Source organism: Brumimicrobium glaciale, assembly GCF_004152935.1.
GTDB classification, from domain to species: domain Bacteria; phylum Bacteroidota; class Bacteroidia; order Flavobacteriales_D; family Crocinitomicaceae; genus Brumimicrobium; species Brumimicrobium glaciale.
The window spans coordinates 564,940-590,585 of the sequence record NZ_SETE01000001.1; the positions used below are offsets into that span (position 1 = coordinate 564,940).

The 25,646-nt window shown below is 33.8% G+C and carries 22 protein-coding genes; 8 read left to right on the forward strand and 14 right to left on the reverse strand.

Going from position 1 to position 25,646, the window contains the following annotated elements:
- Positions 1–200: 200 nt before the first annotated feature.
- Entirely contained in the window at positions 201–725 is a 525-nt protein-coding gene (locus ERX46_RS02225) for a transposase (protein WP_130092199.1), read from the reverse strand.
- A gap of 27 nt (positions 726–752) precedes the next feature.
- On the reverse strand, positions 753–1,007 hold the full coding sequence (locus ERX46_RS02230) for a hypothetical protein (RefSeq protein ID WP_130092200.1): 255 nt from the start codon (positions 1,005–1,007) through the stop codon (positions 753–755).
- Positions 1,008–1,039: 32 nt separating this feature from the next.
- On the opposite strand from ERX46_RS02230, the gene ERX46_RS02235 reads away from it, so the two are divergent.
- Together ERX46_RS02235 and ERX46_RS02240 are read left to right on the forward strand one after the other, a co-directional pair.
- Entirely contained in the window at positions 1,040–2,335 is a 1,296-nt protein-coding gene (locus tag ERX46_RS02235) for an MATE family efflux transporter (RefSeq protein ID WP_130092201.1), read from the forward strand.
- A gap of 110 nt (positions 2,336–2,445) precedes the next feature.
- Complete coding sequence (locus ERX46_RS02240) at positions 2,446–4,068, forward strand: cation:proton antiporter family protein (protein ID WP_130092202.1); 1,623 nt, start codon at positions 2,446–2,448, stop codon at positions 4,066–4,068.
- A gap of 216 nt (positions 4,069–4,284) precedes the next feature.
- Here ERX46_RS02240 and gldA read toward each other — a convergent pair whose 3' ends face one another.
- The gene (gldA, locus tag ERX46_RS02245; protein ID WP_130092203.1) at positions 4,285–5,187 is read right to left on the reverse strand and encodes a gliding motility-associated ABC transporter ATP-binding subunit GldA; all 903 of its coding nucleotides are present in this window, start codon (positions 5,185–5,187) and stop codon (positions 4,285–4,287) included.
- A 237-nt stretch (positions 5,188–5,424) separates the two neighbouring features.
- A complete protein-coding gene (locus ERX46_RS02250; protein ID WP_130092204.1) occupies positions 5,425–5,874 on the reverse strand; it encodes a DUF1573 domain-containing protein in 450 nt (149 codons plus the stop codon).
- A gap of 129 nt (positions 5,875–6,003) precedes the next feature.
- Between ERX46_RS02250 and ERX46_RS17745 the strand changes: the two genes are divergently transcribed.
- Positions 6,004–6,129 (forward strand): hypothetical protein, encoded by a 126-nt coding sequence (locus ERX46_RS17745; protein WP_262708067.1) that lies wholly within the window; start codon positions 6,004–6,006, stop codon positions 6,127–6,129.
- Positions 6,130–6,639: 510 nt separating this feature from the next.
- Here ERX46_RS17745 and ERX46_RS02255 read toward each other — a convergent pair.
- Genes ERX46_RS02255 through ERX46_RS02265 form a run of 3 tightly spaced genes read right to left on the reverse strand, consistent with a single transcriptional unit; the run spans position 6,640 to position 10,178 of the window.
- Positions 6,640–7,236 carry an outer membrane protein assembly factor BamD gene (locus ERX46_RS02255; RefSeq protein ID WP_130092205.1) on the reverse strand — a complete coding sequence of 199 codons (597 nt, stop codon included), beginning with the start codon at positions 7,234–7,236 and terminating at the stop codon, positions 6,640–6,642.
- A complete protein-coding gene (gene def / locus ERX46_RS02260; protein WP_130092206.1) occupies positions 7,236–7,832 on the reverse strand; it encodes a peptide deformylase in 597 nt (198 codons plus the stop codon). Before def ends, ERX46_RS02255 begins: the two co-directional genes overlap by 1 nt.
- Positions 7,833–7,886: 54 nt before the next feature.
- A complete protein-coding gene (locus ERX46_RS02265; protein ID WP_130092207.1) occupies positions 7,887–10,178 on the reverse strand; it encodes a patatin-like phospholipase family protein in 2,292 nt (763 codons plus the stop codon).
- A 66-nt stretch (positions 10,179–10,244) separates the two neighbouring features.
- Between ERX46_RS02265 and ERX46_RS02270 the strand changes: the two genes are divergently transcribed.
- Both ERX46_RS02270 and ERX46_RS02275 read left to right on the forward strand, forming a co-directional pair.
- Positions 10,245–10,850, forward strand: a complete 606-nt coding sequence (locus ERX46_RS02270) for a trimeric intracellular cation channel family protein (RefSeq protein ID WP_130092208.1) — start codon at positions 10,245–10,247, stop codon at positions 10,848–10,850.
- A 5-nt stretch (positions 10,851–10,855) separates the two neighbouring features.
- On the forward strand, positions 10,856–13,180 hold the full coding sequence (locus ERX46_RS02275) for a THUMP domain-containing protein (RefSeq protein ID WP_130092209.1): 2,325 nt from the start codon (positions 10,856–10,858) through the stop codon (positions 13,178–13,180).
- A gap of 587 nt (positions 13,181–13,767) precedes the next feature.
- On the opposite strand, the gene ERX46_RS02280 is transcribed toward ERX46_RS02275, so the two are convergent.
- The 3 genes from ERX46_RS02280 to ERX46_RS02290 all read right to left on the reverse strand — a co-directional run bounded on the left by ERX46_RS02280 (position 13,768) and on the right by ERX46_RS02290 (position 17,282).
- The gene (locus ERX46_RS02280; RefSeq protein WP_130092210.1) at positions 13,768–15,231 is read right to left on the reverse strand and encodes a TonB-dependent receptor; all 1,464 of its coding nucleotides are present in this window, start codon (positions 15,229–15,231) and stop codon (positions 13,768–13,770) included.
- A gap of 87 nt (positions 15,232–15,318) precedes the next feature.
- Complete coding sequence (locus ERX46_RS02285; RefSeq protein WP_207214101.1) at positions 15,319–16,401, reverse strand: cytochrome-c peroxidase; 1,083 nt, start codon at positions 16,399–16,401, stop codon at positions 15,319–15,321.
- A gap of 131 nt (positions 16,402–16,532) precedes the next feature.
- Positions 16,533–17,282: an MbnP family protein gene (locus ERX46_RS02290; RefSeq protein ID WP_130092211.1), complete on the reverse strand. Its 750-nt coding sequence runs from the start codon at positions 17,280–17,282 to the stop codon at positions 16,533–16,535.
- Between the two features lie 573 nt (positions 17,283–17,855).
- Between ERX46_RS02290 and ERX46_RS02295 the strand changes: the two genes are divergently transcribed.
- The gene (locus tag ERX46_RS02295) at positions 17,856–21,029 is read left to right on the forward strand and encodes a UvrD-helicase domain-containing protein (protein WP_130092212.1); all 3,174 of its coding nucleotides are present in this window, start codon (positions 17,856–17,858) and stop codon (positions 21,027–21,029) included.
- Positions 21,030–21,110: 81 nt separating this feature from the next.
- Here the strand turns inward: ERX46_RS02295 and ERX46_RS02300 are convergent, their stop codons facing one another.
- Positions 21,111–21,377 (reverse strand): helix-turn-helix domain-containing protein, encoded by a 267-nt coding sequence (locus ERX46_RS02300; protein ID WP_130092213.1) that lies wholly within the window; start codon positions 21,375–21,377, stop codon positions 21,111–21,113.
- A 166-nt stretch (positions 21,378–21,543) separates the two neighbouring features.
- Here ERX46_RS02300 and ERX46_RS02305 point away from each other — a divergent pair, with 166 nt between their 5' ends.
- Complete coding sequence (locus tag ERX46_RS02305; protein ID WP_130092214.1) at positions 21,544–22,356, forward strand: TerC family protein; 813 nt, start codon at positions 21,544–21,546, stop codon at positions 22,354–22,356.
- Positions 22,357–22,407: 51 nt separating this feature from the next.
- Here the strand turns inward: ERX46_RS02305 and ERX46_RS02310 are convergent, their stop codons facing one another.
- The 3 genes from ERX46_RS02310 to ERX46_RS02320 form a co-directional block, all read right to left on the reverse strand.
- Entirely contained in the window at positions 22,408–23,241 is an 834-nt protein-coding gene (locus ERX46_RS02310; protein WP_130092215.1) for a DUF4886 domain-containing protein, read from the reverse strand.
- A gap of 53 nt (positions 23,242–23,294) precedes the next feature.
- Positions 23,295–23,729, reverse strand: a complete 435-nt coding sequence (locus tag ERX46_RS02315; protein WP_130092216.1) for a Rieske (2Fe-2S) protein — start codon at positions 23,727–23,729, stop codon at positions 23,295–23,297.
- A gap of 181 nt (positions 23,730–23,910) precedes the next feature.
- Entirely contained in the window at positions 23,911–24,873 is a 963-nt protein-coding gene (locus ERX46_RS02320; protein ID WP_130092217.1) for a glycosyltransferase, read from the reverse strand.
- Positions 24,874–24,959: 86 nt separating this feature from the next.
- Between ERX46_RS02320 and trmB the strand changes: the two genes are divergently transcribed.
- On the forward strand, positions 24,960–25,637 hold the full coding sequence (trmB, locus tag ERX46_RS02325; protein ID WP_130092218.1) for a tRNA (guanosine(46)-N7)-methyltransferase TrmB: 678 nt from the start codon (positions 24,960–24,962) through the stop codon (positions 25,635–25,637).
- Positions 25,638–25,646 lie beyond the last annotated feature (9 nt).

Below are 25,646 nucleotides of genomic sequence, written 5' to 3' on the forward strand. Positions count from 1 at the left end.
AGATATATTATTTTAATTACATATCATTATCAACTCGCCTGAGGGCAAATATGAAAATGATGATGATGTAATTGTATAAAATTCATTTTGTGTTTTTTCTTGGGGTAAATGTACTGTTTTATTTAAAATTTGAACAACTAGAATCAATTTTTATCAAAAAAGTGACAATTTGGATTTAAGAAGTTCCTATATTTTTAATTTTATTCCTCCTTCCATTTTTCAGGATTTTCGATAATGTACTTTTCGATATTGTAAAAAGCCCAATTATTCCTTATGACGTGGTCATGAAATCGAGTTTTCCATTTGAAATTAGAATTTATTAACCGTGCTTTCATTGTCACCGAAGATTTGAATCCTCTCATTATCGATCCAATATTTTTTGATTGAGGTCCAAATTTACTTTTCACATTGATATCGTTTAATGAATTTTGAGAATTGAATTCATTTTTGCCAATTCTAATAATAGCATGAATATGATTAGGCATTATTACATATTCACCCATCGTTAAATTCATGTCAGGCCTCATTTCAAAAGTTTTTTCCCATTCATTTTTTACAATTTCGCCTATTTTTGATAATTGAGCTTTTTTATCTGTAATTTCTCCAAAGAAACATTGTTTATCGTAAGTTAGAACAGTTATAAAATAGTCAGCGCACCAAGCATAATTCCAATTTACCCATCGAAATGTATCAACACGGTATTTGTTTTTATATAGCCTTTTCATGATTTTGATTTAAAGTGGTTGTTTTGTTTAATTACCATTAAGATAACCAAAATGTTTAGATTTTAGATTATGGTCATCATTTTTTTCCAGTGGAGGCGCAATGCATTGCGCCTCCACGGGAAAAAAATGCACCACCACAATCCAAAATGTACCACCACAATTCAAAATAATCCCACCACAAAACAAAATTACCCTACCACAATCCAAAATTACCACCCCACATTTTAAAAATTCCCTACCTTTACCACCCATAACCCTGCAAAATTCAAAAACAACCCACATACCGTTCCATTTGGAAATTAGCATTACCAGCTATGCTTGGTGGAATCGTGGAACCCGTTCTTTCATTAACAGACCTCGCAGTAGTTGGAAATATCGGTTATGATAGCTTTGCAGATTCCAACGAAAATCTATCGGCAGTTGCAGCAGTGGGAATTGCAGGAAGTTTAATTTCTGCTTTGGTTTGGATTTTTGCTCAAATGAAAAGTGCAATTTCGGCAGTAGTTTCGCAAGCTTATGGTTCAATGAGAATGCGCGTAATGTCCAGTTTGATTCCACAAATGATATACTTCAATGCCATTGTTGGAGTTTTGGCTATGCTAGGAACATATTTTACTTCCGCTTGGGTTTTCGAAAATTTACTTTCTGCAACTGGTCCTATTTTGGAAGATGCCACAGCGTATTTCAATATTCGGGTTTTAGGATTTCCTTTAACGCTAATCACGTTCTCGATTTTTGGCGTTTTTAGAGGCGTGCAAAATACGTGGTGGGCCATGGTGATTTCAATTATCGGAGGAAGTGTGAATATTATCTTGGATTTTATTTTCGTCTTGGGTTGGTGGGATTTAGTTGAGCCAATGGGAGTAGAAGGAGCAGCTTGGGCAAGTTTCATTGCTCAGATTGTGATGTTTGTGCTCACCATTTACTTCCTGTTGTATAAATCAAAAATCAAGTTAATTCACACTTTAAGAATTAGTCCAGAGTTTGTAGGCCTTTTATTGATTGCTGGAAACCTTGTCTTGAGAACAATTGTTCTAAATATTGCTTTAATGTTAACGCACAAATTCGCCAATATTTACGGAACTGCTCAAGCAGCAACTCACGCTGTAATGCTTAATTTATGGATGTTCTCTGCCTTCTTTTTGGATTCTTTTGCAACTTCAGCGAATGCTATGGCAGGGAAATTCTTGGGAGCGAGAAATAAAGAAGCAATGCAAAGAAACCTCAACCGTAATCTGCTTTTAAGTGTAATTGTCTCTTTTGCTTTGGCCGGATTACTCTTGATTTTTAATAGTTCGGTAATGGGATTGATTATTAATAACGAAGAAGTTTGGAATTTATACCCTTTAATTCTACCATTATTTGCGCTTTGTTTACCCATAAATGCACTTGCTTTTACTTTGGATGGTGTTTTTAAAGGAATGGGAAAAGCAAAGTTTTTGAGAAATATCTTATTTATTTCTACAATATTTGGATTTTTACCTGTATTATTAATCGGACATCAGTTTATGCCGGGACTACAAATAATATGGTATGCGATTATAATGTGGATGGTACTGCGCGGATTTATTCCTTACTTTTATTTTAAAAAGTGGATAAAACGTTTTTAATAGACTCTTTTTATAACGAACAAAAGTTATTTTTGTTGGGTGTTTGGTTATCAACCCACTCAAAGTTGATGTCCGTCATTAATAACACATAAATATATTTAATAGAATAGATGGGTACAGTAGATTTAGACGCAATATATATAGATGCAATTTGGTTATCAATGGCTTTTTTAAGTGGATTGTTGATGAAGCGTTTAGGACTTCCTGCATTGTTAGGCTTTCTTGCGACTGGATTTTTCCTTAGTATTTCAGGTTTTACAGAAGGTAATTTAAAGGAAATTTTAGGTCCACTTTCTGATTTAGGGATTATCTTGCTCTTGTTTACCATCGGATTAAAAATCAAAATTAAGCAACTGATTAAACCCGAAATATTGATTACTGCTTCCTCTCACATTATTATTACAACACTTGCTATAGGTGGAGTTATTTTTGGGGTGAGTTTCTTAGGAATTCAGTATTTCGCTGATATGTCAATTCAATCTGCATTGACAATTGGTTTTGCATTGAGCTTTTCAAGTACTGTTTTTATTGTAAAGTCACTTGAAGAACGTGGAGAAATTACTTCCCGACATGGACGTTTTGCTATTGGAATTTTGGTTGTACAAGATATCTTTGCGGTTGTCTTTTTAACGGTTTCTAAAAGTGTAATGCCTTCTGTTTGGGTATTGGCTTTGCCTATTTATTTATATGTCATAAAATTAGTTTTAGACCGACTACTTAATAAAGCGGGTCATGGTGAATTACTGACTGTTTTTGGTTTCTTCGCACCTCTAATTGCTGGCGCACTCGCTTTTGACTTAGTTGATTTGAAATATGACCTAGGTGCTCTGGTAATCGGAATGCTAATGGTAAATCATCCAAGAAAAGAGGAGCTGTACGACAGAATGTTGAGCTATAAGGATTTCTTTTTAATTGGATTCTTTATCAATATCGGATTGTCGGGAGTACCTTCATTAACAAATATCATTATCGCGTTTTCACTTCTGATATTCGTAGTATTCAAAGGACTTTTGTTTATTCGAATATTCTCTTATTTCCAACTACGGGCCAGAACAAATTTCCTGACTTCTTTGCACTTGTCAAATTACAGTGAATTTGGACTAATCGTGGGTGCTGTTGCTGTTTCAAATGGAATGATAGACAGTGATTGGCTGACAACGTTAGCTATATTTATGAGCCTTTCTTTCTTACTTTCTTCACCAATTATTTCTCGTTCTTATGAATTGTTTGAGAAATATCAAGGTACATTAACGAAGTGGAACAGAACATCAAAAGAGATAGATAAACAAGCTCAAATTAGCGGAGAAGCAAAGTATGTTATCATTGGTTTGGGAAGTATTGGTTTGCCTGCTTATTATCACCTCAAGGAAAGTTTTCCAGACTCTGTAATTGGAGTCGATTATAATGGAGACAAGGTCAATCAACTTAAAGAAGAAGGGAATAATGTTGTTTGGGGAGATTCCACCGATAGAGATTTCTGGGATGAATCGAATTGGGAAAGAGTAGATGTTGTTGTTTTAGCAATGAGTGATTATGCCTCAAATCACAACACGATGAAGCAAATCAATAAAATGAAAACGAGAGAATTCAAAATTGCTGCTATCTGTCATTATGAAGATGAAAAAGAAATATTCGAAAAACTGAATGTAGATTATATCTATGACTATAAAAGCTCAGTTGGAGAAGATTTCGCGCAACACGCAATGGAGAAAAGCCGTAAAGTGGTACTTTAAATCAATTACGAATTTTCTAATTACGAATTACGAATTCGTGGTTTGTGTTCGCTTTGCTCAGGTTGATTTATAAAGATATAGCGGGTCTTTAAAATAAATAAGGTTTGAATTTCTCAGTGTATTAGTAATTAGAGTTCTACTCAAAGTCATAAAACATACTATTCAAGTATTAAATACGATGCTGATAATTCGTAATTAATCATTCGTAATTCATAATTACCTAGTGTAGTCTTTGAAAACCTCTTCCAAGGTCTTTTCTTCTTTACGAATCGTCAAAATCAGTAAATTCTCTTCTTGCGCATACGCTGCAATGGTTTTACGTAAGTCAATTCCAGAATCAGATTTGACTAAGAATGTTGTTTTGGTAATTTCTTCAACCCTTGAAATATTTGGAACTTTAGCTAAACGATTTCTAGAAATTTCAGTATCAAATTCAACAAATACCACCTGACTATTTACATCGGATTGTAATTCACTAGCTTTTGCATTGGCTACCAATTTACCGTTTTTGATAATGATTACTCTGTCACAAATCGCTTCAACTTCCTGCATGATATGCGTTGAAAGCATTACTGTTTTTTCTTTACCAATTTTTCTGATTAACTCACGAATTTCTGACAATTGATTTGGATCTAAACCAGAAGTTGGCTCATCTAAAATAAGTACCTCAGGATCATGAATAATTGCTTGAGCTAATCCAACCCTTTGTCTATATCCTTTCGAAAGTTGCCCAATTACTTTGTGTTGTTCTTTTTGCAGTCCAACCAATTCAATTACTTCAGCAACTCTGTCTTTTAGCTTCTTTACTTTGTAGATTTTCCCCACAAAAGCTAGGTATTCCTTAACGTACATGTCCAAATACAATGGGTTGTGTTCAGGAAGATAACCGATTTTCTTTCTTACTTCAAGCGAATGCTTTTTTATGTCCATTCCACAAACTTCAACGCTTCCTTCTGTTGCAGGAATAAAACTGGTAATGATCTTCATTGTAGTCGATTTTCCAGCTCCGTTTGGACCTAAGAAACCTAAGATTTCACCGTTTTTCGCTTCAAAAGAAATATTGTCTACTGCGGCTTGTTCTCCGTAGTATTTGGTAAGATGTTTTACAGAAATTGACATGGTATAATTTTATAGTACGAAGATAGGATATTGTAACATTTTGAGTCTTATAATCTGTTAAAAGATTTTGTTGTTCATGTTTTTCGAAGGAAAATCGCGCGTTAAACATTACCAATTAAACATTAATAATTATTTCCATGGTTTTATCCAAAAAAGCAAATTCCGCATACTGGGCGAACCCAATAGCGGAATTTGTAATCATTAATAGAAGTACGAAAACGTTCTTCATATTTTAAATTAGTTTACTGCTGGTGCACCACTGTTGTTAACAGGTGCTCCTCCTTGAGGTGCAGCTTTTACATTTCCTTTGATACGAATAGTTTTTGTTGGCTCGTTAGTCGCATTTGATTGTAACGTAACGCTTTTTCCAATAATCCCTACACGTTTAGTGTCATACTTTACTTTTATAACTCCTGATTTTCCTGGAGCGATTGGCTCACGTGGCCATTGTGGTACAGTACATCCACAAGATCCTTTTGCGTTTGAAATAACTAAAGGCTCGTTTCCTGTGTTTGTAAACTTAAATTCACAAGTTCCGTCTGCATATTGACTAATTGTTCCGTAGTCATGTGTTTCTTTTTCAAATTCAATTTGTGCTCCTGATTCAACAGCTGATTGAGCGATTGCTGAGTTCATTCCTAAAAATGCGGTGAACAATAGGCTTAGTGTAAATAGTACTTTTTTCATGTTTATAATTTTAGTTTCAACCAAATATATATCGAATTAACCTAGCATTCAGTTTTTTAACAAAGCCTTAACACGAAAGGCTTATTGAAGTTAAAGCTTTGTTAAAAAATGAGCTAAAACCTATCTTTTATGAAAAAAAAAACGGTTCTATATGATTTTATGTGGGTAGTTTTAAAATCTATGGTTTTAATTGAAGCTAAACGATTGTTAATTTGGTTCTACTTTTATTCAAATGGAAACTTTCTATTAAAATAAATTTCTCTTAATCTTATAAGTCCTTGTTAATTAAGTATTTATTATTCTAAGTCCCCGAGGGACGGCATGTTAATATGGATGGACGTAAGTCCATCCGCCAAACGATACAAACCGAAACAAAACCTAACAAAATCGACCTAATTGCATGCGATTAGGTCGATTTTGTTGGGTTTTGTATTATCTCTATTTGTTTTAAACCAAGGACTTACTTCCTTGGCTATCAATATGCCCTCCCGCCGGGAATAATTAATTGAAATACAGACCGCCATGTGCTTTCTTGTAAAAATGAAATGATAATTCTGATAAATACTTTAAAATACAACTCGTGTAGGTTACAGTTAAATGCGTAGTAGAACTATTAATTCTTTCGAAGGATTAAGATTACCCACAGTATTTCATATAGAGCCAAAAAAACCATCTGCATAGTTAACAGATTGGATTATAATTCTAACAAAAGTCTTTACGTGTTGTACTTTAAAAGATTAAATCGTATTGAATAATCTATAAATATTATTGCGGGTGCTCTGTTTTTACCTTTTCCATATCACCTATTATTTGAAGTTCAATAAGTTCTTCAAAAGATTTGTCGATATGTTCTAAACGAAATTCATATTGTTCACGCTTTTCTTCAGACAGATTTTCAATAGCCAACAAACGATTAGCATAATGCTTGATCTTTTCTTTGTTATTCATATTGTAATCGTAATAATTCATTTGCAATTCCAACAAACCAATTTTATCTTCTGTATTTGGATAGTTATTCAATAAAGTATCTCTCCATTTTACAGCTTCTTCCTCAATATTTAGTTGAAGATATATTCCAGCAATTTTCCCTAACGCTTTTTCTGCATAAGGATCATTTGGGAAGGTTTGATAAAAGTCTTTGTTTCTATTAATCGCTTCATGATAAGCAACCCTGTTCATTTTGTATTCTGGTGATTTAATCGCTTCATCCATCATGACTTTCAAAGAATCATCCATTTCCTTAATGGAAGCTTTCATACTTTCCACAGTCATTTCTTCTTTTTCTTCCTTTACTTCTTCATTATTTGAATTACACGAAGCAAATACAATCAGCACACTAAAAACGTAAATTATTTTTTTCATTATCTTTTTCTTTTAGTAACGGGAAATTTCATGCGGTAGTCTATATCAACTATACCTTTTGAAATATTAGCTAGTTTTTTAGTTAATAATTTTTTCTTTAGGGTAGAAAGATGATCTGTAAATAAGATTCCATCTACGTGATCATATTCATGTTGAATAATTCGTGCAGCATATCCATCATAAGACTCTTCATGGAATTTAAAATTCTCATCAAAATAGGTAATGGTAATTTTTTCTTTTCTAAAAACGTCTTCTCTAATCGTTGGAATACTCAAACATCCTTCTTGAAAAGACCATTCTTCACCTGTTTCTTCTTCAATAATTGGATTGATGAAAACTTTTTTAAATCCATCTAAACCTGCTGCTTTAGGATCTGGTTCGCCATCTTCGTCATCTTCTGCAAAAGGTGATGCATCAACAATGAATATTCTAATAGATTTTCCAATTTGAGGTGCAGCTAGCCCAACTCCATGCGCGTTATACATCGTTTCCCACATGTTGTCGATAAGTTCCTTCAAACCTTCATAATCCTTATCTATTTCAACTCCTTCAGCTTTTAATACGGGGTCACCATATGCTACAATAGGTAATATCATACTTTAATAATTTCTACAAAAGTAATGATTCAAAAGGACAAAAGCTTAATTTGATTAACGAATTGAACGGTCATTGAAAAGTACATACCCAAAGCTTAATTGCGTTACAAAAGATTTATCTTGCTTCGGGAAATAATTCGTTGAAAGCCTCAATGGACCAATAGGTGTATGGAAAATTAATGAAGCACCAATCATTGGAAGTCCTTCTTCAAATAAATCAGAATATCCGAATTCACCTTCATCTTGAAAACGAATGATTTGTCTAAATGGTTGAAAGAAATAAGGCTCAATTCTAAACTCGAAATACTTATTGTAATTAAAGATCAAATTCAGACCTCCTCCAATAAATTGTGGTGCTCTATATTCCCTTAAAAACAATGGTTTACTATCTGGAAGTGGTGAGAATTCTGTCATATTTAAAATCGAAGCAGTATAATTGGCAAAAAGCGATTGAGAATTTAGAACAGCTTTTCCATACAAACCAATTTTAAAGTAGGAACCGATATCATAAAATTTTTGTCCTTCCAATGACACATTTATCCATCGGTGCTGTCTTCTTAAATCATATTCTTTGTCAGGAATATTTCCAGAAACACTATTTTCTTTTCCTTGAACATAGCGAATACTTGATTTCAAAAATGCTCCTTTTGATGCCCATTGTTTTCTATTTAAGGTGTTGTATTCAAAATTTAAAGCTACCGATTCTCCAATGAAACTGGTTACATCAGCTGTATCACTTTCTGAAAAATTTAATGTTTGATAATATTGATCTGTGTTTTCAAAAACCTTGATGTCCAAAGAAGTTTTACCATTACTTGTGGTTGGAATCCCAACATTTATACCATAATACATTTCATTTTGAATCAAAAATGAAGGATTAATATCTTCAAAGAAAGTCGATGAACTTCGGTAATAATCCCATCTATTTAATACAAAAAACGGACTTATTCTGATTGGAAATAGGGTTGGTAAATCATAATCTACTTTAATTTTAGTAGAACCATAAAATTTCCCGAAGTATGCTTCACCATGAACTCCAACCGCCCCTTTGCCTAAATCCCAATAAGATAAACCAATGTAGGCTGTGTTTACTGGACGTGAAGAAAAATGTCCTCCAACACTTAACGTTAAAGGTTTTTGCTTTGTAACATCTAATGAAAGAGCAAAAGTGGAATCACTCTCTTTTTCTAATGTAGGAAAAATGTACTTAATTTGATGTGTAGCATAAGCTCTGTAGTAGCGTTTTCTAAATTCGTCAAGTGTAATTGGTTCTTTTAAAGTGTCTCGTTTAAAATTGTCTTCAACGAAAGATACATCAGCAGGAGTGTATGAAGAAACTTTAATTGAACTGATCTTGATAGGTTTTAACTTTGCTCTAAATTTAATTCTTCGTTCTTCAAGTTCAGATACTTTAACTCGTTTTTGAACATACAGAAGAATACTGTCAATATAAACCTGTGCAGCATCATATCCACTTTTAATGGCTTCATCAGCTCTTTCAAACTCAAAGGTTCCAAGGTCGTTTTGAGGTTCTATAATCACACCGTAAGAACAGGGGAGTTCAAAGTTTGTCTTCTGTACAAACATGGTTGTGATTTGACTAATGATATCATCTTCACTAGGCGCCGAAGCGTTTAAAGAAACATTACTTCCTACAATATAGTCGACAGGAAATTCATGGTAAAGGACATCAGCAGGGAAGTTATTGTAAAGTCCACCATCAAAAAATAATTTTCCATCTATTCGAATAGGGTTAATGTAGAATGGATAAGTCATGGAGGCTCTAACAGCTGCATTCAGATCTCCTTTTTTAAAAATCACACTTTCTTTTAGGTAAATATCAGAAGCCACACATCTAAATGGAACAAATAGCGAATCGAAATCTTTTCCAACCGAGGCTCCAGTATGTCCAATAAGGCGCATCGTTTCGAAGTCTAAATAGGAAGGAGTTAAGAAATTTGTAGGAAGGGATTTCACGAAAACACTGTCTTTTGCAAAGTTGATGTTCAACATTGAAGCGTCTTTTGATTTTTCCCTCAATAAAAAACGTTCTTCTTTTGAAACTGTACCTGAGGTCATTTTTTCAAAATGTTCTGATAAAATATAAGCTTTTATCTCATCTGGTGAATATCCTGAAGCATACAAAGCGCCAATTAATGCTCCGGCACTGGTTCCTGAAATATAATCAATTGGAATTTCAGCTTCTTCTAATGCTTGGAGCACGCCAATATGCGCTAAACCTGTTGCACCTCCGCCACTTAGGACGACTCCTACGCGTTGAGCTGAAACATTTGTAGAGCAGAATACACCAAAAACAAATAAAAAAAGTAAAATCTTGTCTTTCAAGCTATTTTAAATGAGTTAATTTGTACAAAAGTATAAGATTTTACCTTAATTCCGAAAAAATAATAAATGCTTGAAGTTTTAGACCACATTGGATTGTTTGCTTTTGCTATAAGTGGTATGTTGACAGCTGCAAACAGAAATCTTGATATTCTTGGTGGATATATCATTGCTTTTATCACTGCTTTAGGTGGTGGAACGATTAGAGATTTACTGTTAAACGTTGATATTGCTTGGATGACTTCATTGTCTCAACTGCTTGTCGTGATTGGTGGTGCAACAATAGGAATGATTTTTAGAAAAAAATTAAGGTCTTGGAGAAGAACATTGTCTATCTTTGACACCGTAGGAATTTCGGTGTTCACTATTGTGGGTGTCCAAAAAGGATTATCTCATGATGCTTTGGCAATAACGGCGGTGTTTTTAGGCATGATAACAGCAACTTTTGGAGGATTGTTGCGTGATGTTTTGTGTAATGAAATACCATTGATTTTCAAAAAAGAAATTTATGCCATACCTTGCTTGCTAGGAGGAACGTTTTATTTGCTAGGCGATTATTTTGGTCAAGGTGATACCACCTGGCTTTTGTGGTCAAGCATGATTTTTATCATCGCATTTAGAACTTTAGCGGTACTGTTTTCATGGAAACTACCATTAATAAGAGAATTTAAATAATACAAATGAAAGATTTAGTAATTACTGTTAAAACACTTTTCGGATTTGAAGAAATACTCAAAGAAGAATTGAATGAATTGGGATACGATAACGTTGAAATTTTAAATCGAGCGGTTCAACTGAATGGTGATTGGGAAGATGTTTACCGTCTTAATTACCGTTGTCGATTAGCAATCTCTGTTCTTGTAAAAATTAAATCTTTCAATATATATAAGGAAGAAGATTTATATAAAGAAGCAAAGAAAATTGACTGGCCAGCTTATTTTGATGTAGATAAAACATTTGCAGTTAAAGGTGCAGTTTTTTCTACGCTATTCACGCATACGCAATATCCATTTTTAGTTGTTAAAGATGCAATTGCCGATGTGTTTAGAGAGAAGTGTGATGACAAACGTCCTGATGTGAATTTGAAATCACCGCAGGTTATGTTTGATGTTTATATAAAAGAAAGAAACGTTGTAATTTCCTTAAATACAAGTGGTGTTCCTTTGTTTCAAAGAGGTTACCGACAAGAAGTGGGTGAAGCTCCAATGAACGAAGTACTTGCTGCAGGAATCTTGCGCATGTCAGGTTGGGACAGAAAATCAACTTTGATTGATCCAATGTGTGGTGCTGGAACTATTGCAATTGAAGCGGCTCTTTGGGCTGCAGATATTCCAGCAATGATTGAAAGAGGTCACTTTGCATTTAAGAATTTTAAATCTTTTGATGCTGATGCATGGGAAAGAGTTAAAGGCGAAGGAAATAGTCGTCCGATTAAATTGGGGTTTGATATTTTAGCTTCTGACATCGACGGTGAAATGATTCAAAAAGCACGTAGAAATAGTAGAATGGCTCCAATCGGAAACATGATTACTTGGGATATTAAAGATGCTCTGGAATTAGAAGCTCCAAACGAAAAAGGAATCATGATTTGTAATCCGCCTTATGGAGAACGAATGGGTGAGGAGGTTGAAGAATTGTATACAGAAATGGGAGATTTGTTTAAGCAAAAATTCTTAGGATATGATTGCTGGGTAGTTTCTTCTAATGTTGATGCCTTAAAGAATATTGGTTTAAGACCGAGTAGAAAAATTAAAGTTTTCAATGGTAATCTTGAATGTAGTTTGCGTCAGTTCCAAGTTTTTGCTGGATCAAAAAAATATGACAATACTGAAGATGAAGAGGACGGAATTATTGCTAAGCCGAGAGGAGTCAGAAGAGAAAAGCGCAAAAGAGAAGAAAGAGTTGAAGAGGAATTTGTAAACGAAGAAAGAGCTTCAACACCAACAAGAGAGGAGAAGCCTTCAAGATATGATGATGAAAATCCAAGAGATGATAAGCCTTCTGAAAAAAGAGTAGCGAAAGAATACAATCCAACAAGAAGGGTGATTTCGACTCCAGAAAGAACTGAGCCTCGTAAGAGTGCTGCTTCAAAATATGGTGCAGCAAAATCTTCTTATTTAGCAGCTGATGATGATTCGAAAGATAATTCTGACGATGATAGAGCATCTAGCTATTCTTCACCTAGAGAGGAAGCTCCAAGAGAAGAAAAAAGAAGTGTTGCCAAAAAAGAAACCAAAGAATACAATCCAACACGCAGAGTAATTGAGTCAGAACCAGCTGCACCACGTGAAAGTGCTGCTTCAAAATATGGTCAAGCGAAATCTTCTTATCTTTCTGTAAATGAAGATAAAAAGGAGAGTGATGATAAAAAAGAATCTACTCCAATTGCTGCAAAAGAAGATTCAGTAGAGAAAGAAGAACCGAAAAAAGTAGAAAAGAAAGCTGCTGAGCCAAGACTTGGAGCATCGAAATATGGTCAAGCACCTAAATTCATGGCTGCTATTGATTCAGATGACAAAGAAGGTTCAAAAGAAGAAGTAAAGTCTGAACTTGAAGCGGAAGAACCGGCAAAAGAAGCAAAAGCTTCAACTAAAAAAGAAGAGGTAAAAGAAGAAACTGTTGATGCTAAAGAAGAGAAGACTGCAGAAGTTCAAGAAGAAGCTAAACCTGAAACTCCAATTGAAAAAGTTGAAGTAAAGGAAGAGACTATCGATTCATCAGAGCAAACAATTGAAGAAATTCAAGAAGAGGCTAAGGAAGAAGCTAAACCTGAAACTCCAATTGAAAAAGTTGAAGTAAAGGAAGAGGCTATCGATTCATCAGAAGAAACAATTGAAGAAATTCAAGAAGTTGCTGAAGAAGCTGAAGAAGAAGTAAAAGCTGAAACTCCAAAAAAGAAGAAAAAAGACATCGATTTAGAAGATGATTTGGAGGAGCCTAAAGAAGAAGAAAAGTCTTTGAAAGATAAAATTGAAGAAATGAAAAAAATGAGAAAAGGGGAGTAGTTTTCTTTTACTTTTAAATATTAAAAGTCCCGAATTGACAAATTTTTGTTGGTTCGGGATTTTTTTATTGAGTTACATTCTGAAAAATATCCGAGGAGCACCGTGGTTTGAATCATATCATTGAGTTGCTCCTTCAGAGCGCAAAAAAAACACTTAATACAACAGGGCGCGTTGCATCCTGCTGAATTAAGTTGGGCTTTCAGCCCGTTTAAAATTTCCCACTGAATGTATTGACATCCATCCAAGAAAGTATATCTCAATTAGAGTTATTTAAAAATGTCATTAACAAAGCATTTCATCTATGAGCAATGTCCCTCTGAATGAATTATCTCAAAAAAAAACATCGCAGCAGTACAACTGCAGCGAAGCTTTTTTTTTGAGATAATTCTAAGTAAAGTAGCTAATGCAGATTTAGAATCCGAAACTATAATTTCTTAGTTATATTTTTTGTTAGCAAGCGCTGCGCTGAGCCTGTCGATGCGGCGCGCTTGTTTTGAAAAATAATGAGTTGACTTTTGTCAATGCGATGCCCAGAGCTTGTTGTGGGGATTTATTTTTCAAAACGAGTGCAAAGCAGCTAACGGTAATTATAGTTTAAAATGAATCTCCTTCGACAACTTCAACTCTTCTGGCTCCACCTTTGGCGTATATCCAAACAAGCGCATAAACTTAATCGCTTTAGCGACACGATCTGGCACATCACTGTCCCAATTTTCATCATCTTCATGACGTGTAATTTTTGCTAAAACGTCATCAGCGTTGATGTTTAATAAACTATAATCGAACTGAGAAAGTGCTTCAATTTTTTCGTTGTCAATCATGTAAGTAAGCAATCCTTTTAAATGATTTGGAACAATAACATCCTTAAATTCATACAATTCTCCATTATTGTAATTGATTGCTGGATAAATGTACATCTTTGCATTTCTTCCAAATCCCTTTCCGAAAGCTTCAAGTAAACCACCATTTAGGTGCGTGTAATATTGCTCATCGAAAATATTGTGGATATTGTAAATTCCTAAAATGATTCCCATTTTATATCCTTTGGTGATATCACTTAAATAATCTACCATTTCATAATAGCGCAGATAATTTGAAATCATTACAGTATAACCCAAAGCTCCTAAAAGCTCTGCTCGGTCAACAAAATCCATATCCGAGATTTGTCCGCCAGAAGTTAAATCACGCAATGTCAATTCAAAAACCTCTCTAACATCTTTTTTCTGAACTCCTTCTTCCTCGTAGAATTTTCCTCGGGCACTGTTCAACATGTCAATATGCACCTTAGTAACGGGTCTAAATCGTCCACGCATTAGCAGAATATTCTTCTTGTATAATTTACTCGCAGGCTGAAGAACTTTACCTGTTTGATCAAACATTGTAGCTTCAGTAATTCCTCTTTTTACAAGATTAAGCGCTAAGATTCTATTGTCTATTTGTTCAAAGTCTGGACCTTCAACATGCAACATGTCAATTTCAATTCTGTCTTTTGGTAAATGATGGACTAAACTATTGATGAAATAATCTAACTCTCCAGTCGCATGAAAATAAGCTGCATAAATCAAATTAACACCTAAAATCCCTAAAGCTTCTTGTTGCGCTCTGTTGTTATGATCGTGCATTTTAACATGCAAAATGATATGATTTGGTGGAGTGTTTGGATTAATTTGAAATCTCAAACCTACCCAACCTTGACCTTGATTTGTTTTGTGGTAATTTAATGACTCTACGGTATTGCAAAATGAGAAGAATCGCGTATGTTCTTTTCGAGAATCTAAACTAGTCGTCACCATTTCATACTCTTTTTTGAGCATGGTTAACAACCTTTCCTCACTGACATAACGTTTCGCTTTTCCGTAAATACTATCAGACACTTTCATGTCATAAGCAGAACTCGCAAAGGCAATTGTTCCCGAGCTTCCTCCAGCCCTAAAAAAGTTTGCTGCAACCTCTTGACCAGCGCCTATTTCAGAAAAGGAACCATAAATATCTGAGTTCAGATTTATCTTTAATGCTTTTTCTTCTGTTGTGAGTCTTCTCCGGTCTTCCATGAATCATTTTTATTGTGAACAAATAAACTAAAATAAAGGCGTATTTCATAGGTGATCTATGAAAAAATCAACCAAGTTGGTAAAGAATCAGTGTGAGCTAGGTTTTTTGAATTTTGGGTTGTTCAAAAACTTATGATCAGTAAATGTTTTTAAGAAAGTTTTTATCAATTGATGTTCCTGAGCATCCAGTTGAACACCACCTTGGTGAGCGAATTCTATCATCGGGTCAATGGTCGGACTTTCCACGATTCCAAAGGAATAATGGTTGATTACTTCATCTAAATTTGAAAATCTTCCGTCGTGCATGTAAGGTGCTGTGAATTCAATATTTCTTAAACTGGGAACTTTAAATTTCCCTTGATCGTTAGTATTCCCTGTGACTTTCATTCTTCCAATATCTGAAAAATTATCATCCAAACCATTGTTTGAAAACAAACCTTGAACTTCCATAAGCGGTCCATCATGACAATGCAAACAATCTCCATTTGTTAAGCTGAAGAACAAATCCATTCCTCCCCATTCTTCATTCGTGATTTGGGTGTAAAGATTCTGCTCAAATGCATTCAAAGGTAGGTTGTTTCGGTATTTGTACATCACATCATATTTTGATTGACTCGAGATAAGCGTTCTTAAAAACTGGGCAATAGCTTTAGAGATATGAGTAGAATCAAAATCTACAACTTCAAAAACACGGTAGAAATCATTTTGATATCCTTCAATTGCATTTAGTTTTTGTGCTGTAGCATCCCAACTTTGATTCATTTCAATTGGATCTCTAACCGGATGCAAAACTTGCTCTTCAAGTGTTTCTGCTCGACCATCCCAAAAGTAAGCACTTTGCCAACCTAAATTAACCAATGACATCGATTGACGAACGCCGATTGTTCCATTTACTCCGCTTGAAAATTGATTAGGATCAGAAAAACCATTGGCTTGATTGTGACATGAAGCGCAAGAAATAGAATTGTCGAGACTTAAACGTGTGTCATAAAAAAGCCTTCTTCCTAGTTCAACTCCCTCCACTGACATAGGATTGTCTTCTGGAATTGGCATCGCTGGAAAATGACTTGGAATTTCAAGTTGATAAGGAGTTATAGACATATCGACTTCATTCTTCTTACAAGAAAAGAACAAGATTGAAATAAATATGAATATTATCTTCTTTTTCATACTTCTATTAATGTTTAACTTTTTCTAATGTATAATTATTAAGGTTTAACGTGGTTAGCGCTGGACTTTTCCACAATTTTAACGCAGTTAAAATTCAATATCCACGCGCGTTAAACATTAATAATTAAACCTTACTTACTTAACGCTTTCACGAAGTTATTTATTACTTTTTCGCTTAAAGCAATTTGCCCTGGATTTGTGTGCGAAATTCGTTCTGTTTTGATGTCAATATCTTCTGTTTCACCATCAAATATTTTATACAAATCCAGTTGAATATTGGTTTCAAATAATTGACTGTTTACTTTCATCCAATTTAAACCTTGAAGACTAAAAGACCTCAATAAATCATCATTTCCAATATGATAAGCGAAATTCGTCATCTCAGAACCATCTTGCAATGCAGAAGTATCTGCTTTCCCTTCAATCATCACAAAAATATAACCTGTATTCCATCCCCAATGCATATCTCCAGAATTTAGAATAAACAAAGGATCATCGGCATCTCTAGCAGAAGGATCTTCATGATTTTGTGTTGCGTCAACTCCAATATTTGCAGTTATAGAAGTGAATTCAGTATAATTCCCAACGCCTTCCCAAAGCAAACGTTTGTCCTTTTCAAATTTATAAACGCCAGATTGAAAAAGCTGTTTTCCGTTATCTTTGAAATTGGTCATGATAATATTCAACTTTGTAAATTCAATTGTATATCCTTCTTGTGTTGTGTAAGTCTGATTAAATTCCATCGGAACACCCTGATAATTGGGGATAATGTTTACACGTGCTTTTAATTCCATTTCCTCTGGAGAGACTTCTTTTGGTTGCTTGTTGTTACAGGAATACATTAAGCCAGCGAAAAAGAGAAGTAGTAAAAGTTTTTTCATTGTGTTTATTAATTATTTAAATGTACAATATTTTTTCTTGAGAATCAAAAATCTTTCGGTAGTGGGTCTGATTTTATTTAATTGTGATGCATTTTTAGCTTCTTCATATTACAATCTAAAAATGAGCTGACCTTACAGGACGTATATGTTTGGTATTGTATTTCAACCCAAGGCGATGCCTTGAGTTGAAATAAGCTGACCTTTCAGGCCGATTTCTTAGGTTGATTTCATAAGATGTAAAATACAATTCCTAATAAATATCTATACGGGCTGAAAGTCCAACTCAATTCAGCAGGATGCAGCGCGTCCTGCGAAATAAGTAATATAATCCTGCGCCCTAAAAGGCCAATTCACATAATTTTACGTTCAAAACCATCTAAACTTGATCAATTAATAAAGTGATGTTTTGTTAATTTTTTACATCTCTATCTTGAGAAATAGAATTCTAATAATAGATTGAAATGTAGAGGAGGTAGACATAAGTTCTTCTCAAAAATCAAATAATTAATCTCTTAAAATTCCATTTAAAGACGATTTATATATTAAATTAGTTGGTTCTTCATATATACAATCATGCAAAACGAAACAATAAAGCCACTTACAATTTATAGCGCTTCTGCCGGAAGTGGAAAAACATTTTCTTTGGTTCAAAATTACCTTAAACTGACTTTGGGAGATAATATTTCTCAGAAGAATTTTGGTAAAATATTGGCCATGACATTTACCAATAAAGCAGCATGGGAAATGAAAGAACGCGTTATTCAAGCTTTAGATTGGTTGGCTTATCCTGAGCGAAAAAGTGAAAAGGAAAATAAGAAAGCAAAAATGTTATTGTCGGCGACTCAGGTTACGACAGGTTTGCAGCCACATGTGATTCAAGTACGTTCGAAAAGAGTTTTATCTGAAATTCTGCATAATTATGAAGATTTTAATATCCTGACAATTGACAAATTCAGTCTGCGTTTAATTCGAACTTTTAGTCGGGATTTAGATTTGCAAGAAGACTTCGAAGTGACTTTAGATCAGAATGTTTTACTAGAACAAGTGATCGATGAATTGATGTCTAAATTAGGAAAGCCAAATGAAGAAAAGGTGACCAATTTAGCATTGAATTATGCAAAAAGTAATGCTGATGAAGGAGATAAATGGAATTTTAGAGGAAGCTTAATTGAATTCAGTAAAGTCTTGACCAATGAAAAAGACCAAGACTACATTCAAGAATTATTGAAAAAAGATTTCAATGAGGAAACATACAAAGAGATTAACGCTGAATTAAAAGAGCTAGGAGCAAAGCATTTACAAAAATGTTTGGACATATATCAATATTTTCAAACCCTAGGAACTTCAGAAAGTGATTATCCTGGTAAATCACGCGGAATTCATCCGATATTAGAAAGCTTGCCTTCACGTACTTTGACAGATGCTAAACCTCCTTCAGCTGCTATAATCAAGACGATTAGTGGAGAAAGTGTGAAGCCTGCGCATAATGTTGATGGTCCATTGATGGGTATGATGGAAGAGCTTTTCGCAATGGAAGCCAAGCTTTCGGAACGTGTTTATACTTTGATTAAGATTAAATCGAACTTTTATAATCTGGCTTTACTGAAATATATTTCTAAGGAATTAACGATTTTCAAAGAGAAGAAAAACATCATCGGAATATTTGAATTTGGTCAGCGCATTGCCGAATTATTGAAAAAGGAAAATGCTCCTTATATATACGAACGATTAGGAAATCGCTACAATCACTATTTGTTGGATGAATTTCAAGATACGAGTAGATTGCAATGGGTAAATCTTATTCCGTTGGTTCATGAATCAATGTCAAATAACTTTGAGAATTTAATTGTTGGAGATCCAAAACAAGCGATTTATAGATTTAGAAATGGATTGGTTGAACAATTTGTGAAATTACCTGCCATTTATAATCCAGAAAATGATCCGAATTTCGCTCAGCTTTCTGAGTATTTCCTTCAAATGGGAAAGAAAGTTCCTTTGGAAGATAATTACCGTTCAAAAAAGAACATTGTGGAGTTTAATAATACTTTTTTCAAGCGCATGTTGGGAGAAATGCCAGCACATTTTGAAGAGTATTATAAGGACATTCGCCAAAATCCAAAAGGAGCAGACGGAGGATTTGTTTCCATAGATTTTATTCCAGAAAAAAACAAAGAGGATGTAAATGAACTAGAGAATACCTTTCTTTTGGAGAAGGTAAGTAAAAGTATTGAAGATGGTTTTGATCCAGGAGATATTTGTGTGCTAACCCGAGGAAAAAAGGAGGGAAGACGTTATGCAAAAGGATTAATCGAAGCAGGGAAAGGATATAAAATTGTAAGTTCAGACAGTTTGTTGGTTTCTTCAGATGCTTCTGTTGGATTATGTATTGACTATTTGAATTTAAGAAGAAATAGCGGAAATAAAACCACTCAAATTAAATTTGCAACGACATTTTATCGCCATCAAAAGAAAGATCCAATTGTGGAATTGAACAACTTTTGGAGGAATGAAAAGGTTGGGAATTTTGACTTCGAAGCATTTGTAGTAAAAGAATTCGACGCAATGGAAGAACTGTTTTTTCCTTATGAAAATCTATATGGTTTAGGAGAGAGTTTTATTGCTTTAATGAAAATGAGTGAACTTAGAAATCCATATTTACATCACTTGTTAGAATTGTATCAAAACTACGATCTAAAATTTGGTCCAGATATTCGTGGATTCATTGATGAGTGGAATGCAAAGTTGAAAAACAGTACCATTCAAATGCCAGAAAACAAAGATGCCATTAAGATTATGACGATTCATAAATCTAAAGGATTAGAGTTTCCTGTGGTGATTATTCCTAATTTAAGTTGGGGCATTAAAACAAGTTGGGGAAATCATTTTGTGGAAGCAGAGCAGGATGTTGTTTTATATTCTAAACTGAGTAAAACTAATGTTCCTGACTATATGATGAGTGCTTATAAATTGGAATATGATCAATTGTTATTGGATGAATTAAATACTTTGTACGTGGCATTTACGCGGCCAAGTGAGCGTTTGTATGTGATGGCAGAAACGAAGCAGCCTTCTGCAAAAGATGGATTCTTTACACAAATTAATCAGCCTGTTGCATTATCAGTTGAAACTTGGAGTGATGAGCAAGTAACGGAAAAAACAGAAGAATTCATCAAGTTTGGTGAGGAAACTAAAATCATAAAAGACGATTCAAAAAGTGGAGGAGAAGGAACGAATTTCATCCCAAAAGACTTAAGTGATTTCCTATGGTTTCCAGAATTGTCATTACAAGATGAAGAAGCATTAGAAAAAGAAGTCTTCAATGAAGAACAGCAATTTGGAAATGAATTGCACTTGGTTTTATCAGAGATCAAACGTGACAATCCAATTGATAAAGTGATTGCTAAATTAAAAATGGAAGGTTTAATCGATCCAAAATTCGAAGAGGAAATCATGAAAACTGCCAATGCAACTTATGCGCTTTTAGAAGATCAAGATTTTGCCAAGAATGCAGATAAAGTATTAGATGAACAAGATATTCTCATCAGCGAAAAGGAAGTTAAACGTCCTGATAAAATATACATCTCAGGAAGTAAAGCTGTAGTGGTAGATTTCAAAACTGGTGAGCCATTGAATAAACACAATTCGCAGGTTTTCAATTATTGCAAGCAATTGAGCGATATGGGATTTGAGGAGACAGAAGGGTATTTATTGTATACGCAGAATTTAGAGTTGAAAAAGGTGAAGTAGATTTTCGAATAATAGCTGCCGCAAGTTTGTAACTCATGGTTGCTATTATTCTAAATTCCTCTACAAATTTGAATAAAGAATCTATTTAATACTAATCTCCAAATTCTTACCTAATCCCGTTTCTATTATTTTTCTTAAAGTTCCTAATTCGATATCGCTTTTATCATTTTCAATTCGGGAAATATGGGCTCTGGAAGTTCCACTCTTAATAGCTAATTCCTGTTGAGTTATACCTAATGATAATCTAGACTCCTCAATTAATTTCCCTACTTTTAAAGCTGATTCTAATTTTTCAGTTCGACTATACTTTAACAATACATCTGCTCCAATTTGATATGGAACTTTCATTTTCTCTTTTATTCTAAAACTACTCCACCTCTTATTCCTAAAACCCAAATTTTCACATTTTCTATAAACAACTTAAAATATCAAATCAGAATATGTAATTTTATTCTTTATTCTTTATTGTATTGCAATAAACAAACACTATTAACATAAAACTAAAAATGACAATATGTTAGATTTTTTACTCAGCGGTGATGCCTTAATGGCTTTGCTAACCCTTACTTTTCTGGAGATTATTTTAGGGATTGACAATATTCTATTTATTTCCATTAGTGCAGGGAAATTACCAGAAAATCAGCGCAGAAAAGCGACCAATCTCGGTTTGCTTTTGGCATTGGTTCAGCGTATTATTTTATTGTTCTTTGTTTCGTATTTAACCAAATTACAAACTCCTTTTTGGACCGTTGAAACATCTTGGATTTCATTTGAATTAAACGTTCAGAGTTTGATTCTACTTCTTGGAGGTCTGTTCTTGCTTTATAAAAGTACGACAGAAATAATGGAGAAATTGGAGACGGATAAAACGGAAGATCTTAAAAAACAAAAACCTAAATCATTAAAAGATGTGATTCTACAAATCTTGGTGATTGACCTCGTTTTCTCAATTGATTCAATATTGACCGCTGTTGGAATGACCAGCGGATTACATCCAAATAACAATTACACTTTGGTTTTGATGATTATTGCAGTTATTATTTCTATTATCGTGATGATTGCTTTTGCCAATAAAATTAGAGAAGTTATTGAAAAACATCCAAGTATGCAGATTTTAGGATTGGCATTTTTGATTTTAATTGCATTCTTGTTAATTACCGAAGCAGCGCACGTTTCTCACGCTATTGTATTCAATAATGAAGTGGGAGTAATTCCAAAAGGTTACTTGTATTTTGCGATTGCATTCTCATTAGGAGTTGAAATAATCAATATTCGAATGAAGAAATCTAAGACGAAAAAAGCGGAATTATCAAATAAAGAAGATTAATTTTATTCAGAACACTTTGGTCATTTTAATGTGACTGAAGTGTTCTTTTTACTAGAAATTATAAAAATATCCATTCACTCTTTTAACTGCTTTTAGCGTAGTGATTTCATCTTCTTCCCAGTATTTTCTTCCCCAATCCATCTTCGGGTGAAGGGTTACCTCATTCACAATTGAAGTTATGTACCTCGCCTCAATTTCGTCTACATTTTTGTAGGGTAAACGCGAATAATCTTGAATAGATTTGTTGAAAATCATGCTGTAGAATGTTGATGCAATTAAAAACGAACCCAATTCACTCTGGTGGTAATCATCACTTGCATATAAGTTGTAATTTGGATATTGATCTCGGGTTTTTTCCCAAACTTTTCCTACTGGGGCAACAGCTACTTTGTACATCTCGCTGAAACGATTGTATTGTTTTTGAAGACGCTCTTGCATTTCTTCATATTCAATAGATTTCCTTTCATATTCAATGTAGATTCCATCTTTATAACCCCATGTCATAAACAATAAAATTTTTGCATTTGGATGATGACGACGCACACTATCGATGATTATTTCTCCGTATTTAAGTGTTTTCTCCTTCAATTGGTGCTCGGCATATAAAGGCTCATAACTCAAGGCTTGCAAAATTACATAGTCCCAAGGTTCTGCTTTAATCATTTCATAAGTTTGTGGATTTTTCGCATGAAAAGCCCAATCTTTTCCACCTGTTGTAACTTGGGCAGTATATAAAGATTCTCCTTCTCGTTTAGCAATACGCTCTAATTTCTTAGGCATTTGATAATTCATCGTGAAGCTATTTCCAATGAAAAGAACATTTTTGGTTTGCCCAATTCCATAAACAGAAAAGATTAAAAACGATAGAAAAAGTATATGCTTCATTTGATTTTTTTAAAACAGGATTTAATTATTAATGAGTGAATTGAAAGCTTAAATTATGGATTAAAAATCCTTAAATATTGTCCGCCGTTGTATTCAGCAGCATAAGCACGCAATCCCCATTTTGTATCTCCACCAATAATAGAGCCATCATACAAAGAAAATTGAGCGTCAGAGCAAGGGTCGTTTAAAACCAGGAAGTTACTCGGGTCTGGCACTAATCCTGTTTCACAATCAAAACTTCCTTCTGCTGGGGAATGTCGGTCAAAAGCAACGAAAACTTGCATACTTTGACGATAAACGATAACTCCTTTCGAACCAATTCCAGACACATAAGCCCATCCGCCAACTCCTTGCAGATCGACATAGGAAGGTAAATTGAGATTTATATTCGCATCAAAAGAATAATAAGGAACAGGATGTTGCTTATTTTTCGTACAGCTAAGTACTGTAAGAATCAATGCTAAAAAGAATAAATTGCGTAAATTCATTATATATTAATAATTGTATACAAATTTATAATATTTAGAACGATTTCCGTTGCTCGAAAGTATTTCAATCTTTATAATTTTTAATTTAGGACACAGAAAGTCATCTTATTTGGTCAACATCTAAAAATGGATCATGTTTACAAAATGTTATTTATTGATCAAAATTGACCTCAAAAAGTAGTTAACTAAGTTCCATTTTCAAAAACTCTTCTTCGGTTTTAAAAATCCAAGATTTATTGTTTTCATGAAATTCAGAAAGATATTCTTGTTCCGCTTGTCCTGGTGTTGGAATTAAAATCCCTTCATTTTTTGTTTCAATTAAATCCATTAATGTTGAATATCCAGCTCGACTAATTACAGTTTTACTTTCTAATAATAATTCAGTGAATTCTCCATGACTTGGAGATGAAATTGCTGTAATTAATTCGGAATTTAAACTTTCATCATACAATTCTTCTGGAATAATAACCGCAGATTTTTGATTGCTTTGCTCCATTTTTTTAATGAATAAATCTAACAATTGCTTATTGTAAGGAGCTGGTCCGCTAATTATTCCCAAATACTTGTATTGTTTCACCTTCGAAGTTGAATTTTCTTTTAGTACATTTTTGAAACGAGAACAAGTTCCAATAAAATACTTATTCCTGAGGTTTCCATTACTCAATTTACCACTGAATTCTTGCTCAATTGTATCAGGAATCCAAATTTCATTAAATTTTGAAAGCAGTTTTCTATTCCACATTTTAGCTAATAAATTCCAATCTGAAACAGGAAGATTCACTTGGTGAGAAATAATAACACTTTTTACTTTTTTTGAAATAAAACCAAACCGTTGATCTGAAATAATTAAATCAGGATTAAATTTCTCAACCAAATCCTTTACTCTTCGTTTTTCATCTTGTAGAAATAAGTGCAGAGCGCGGAAATTTTTTATAATATCTAAAGTCCAATTTCCATTTCCTTTAAACTTGAAAGGATATCCTTCGTGTGGCACATACCAAATTTCAGGAAAATAATTTCTATAGAAACGCTCCTGACTTTCATCACAACAAATAATTACTTCGTTTTCATTCGCTAAAAGCCATTGAATTATGGGGACAGTTCTACTGACATGACCCAAGCCCCAATTTAATGGGCTCAACAAAATTCGAGAATGTTTGATAGATTTTATGAGCGTTTGATGCACGTCAATGAGAAGTTTCTATTTTTGTACGACCAAGTTAATAAATAATGGCTAAAAACAAGCTTTTTAAATTCGACGAGATCACGAAAATGGATCACGTTTTAGAACCGTCTGTTGAAATGACGCTCAACAATGAAATTGATTATAAAGGAGATTGGCATTCCCGATTCTTTAAAAATGACAATCCAATAATTTTAGAATTGGGCTGTGGAAAAGGCGAGTATGCTGTTGGATTGGCACGGAAATATCCGAATCAAAACTTTATAGCTGTAGATATCAAGGGAAATAGAATTTACATCGGAGCCAAAGAAGCGGAGGAAGAAGGATTGAACAATATTTTCTTTTTACGAACCAAAATTGATTTTATAGATTATTATTTTGAAGAAAAAGAAGTTGATGAAATTTGGTTAACATTTTCAGATCCCCAACCGAATAAACCAAATAAAAGATTGACTTCAAAGACTTTTATTGATCGTTATAGAAAAATTTTAAAGCCGGGTGGAATTATTCATTTGAAAACGGACAGTGATTTACTTTTCGCATCAACAGAAATAGAGATTAAGGAACATAACTATAACTGCCTTTTTACAACTTGGGATTTGTATGGAGATTTAGATAAATTGCCGCAAGCGAGTCAAGATATTTTGAAGATTAAAACACACTACGAAGAGCTCTTTACAAAGAGAGGATCTCAAATAAAATATTGTAAGTTTACTGTGAATTAATCAATTATT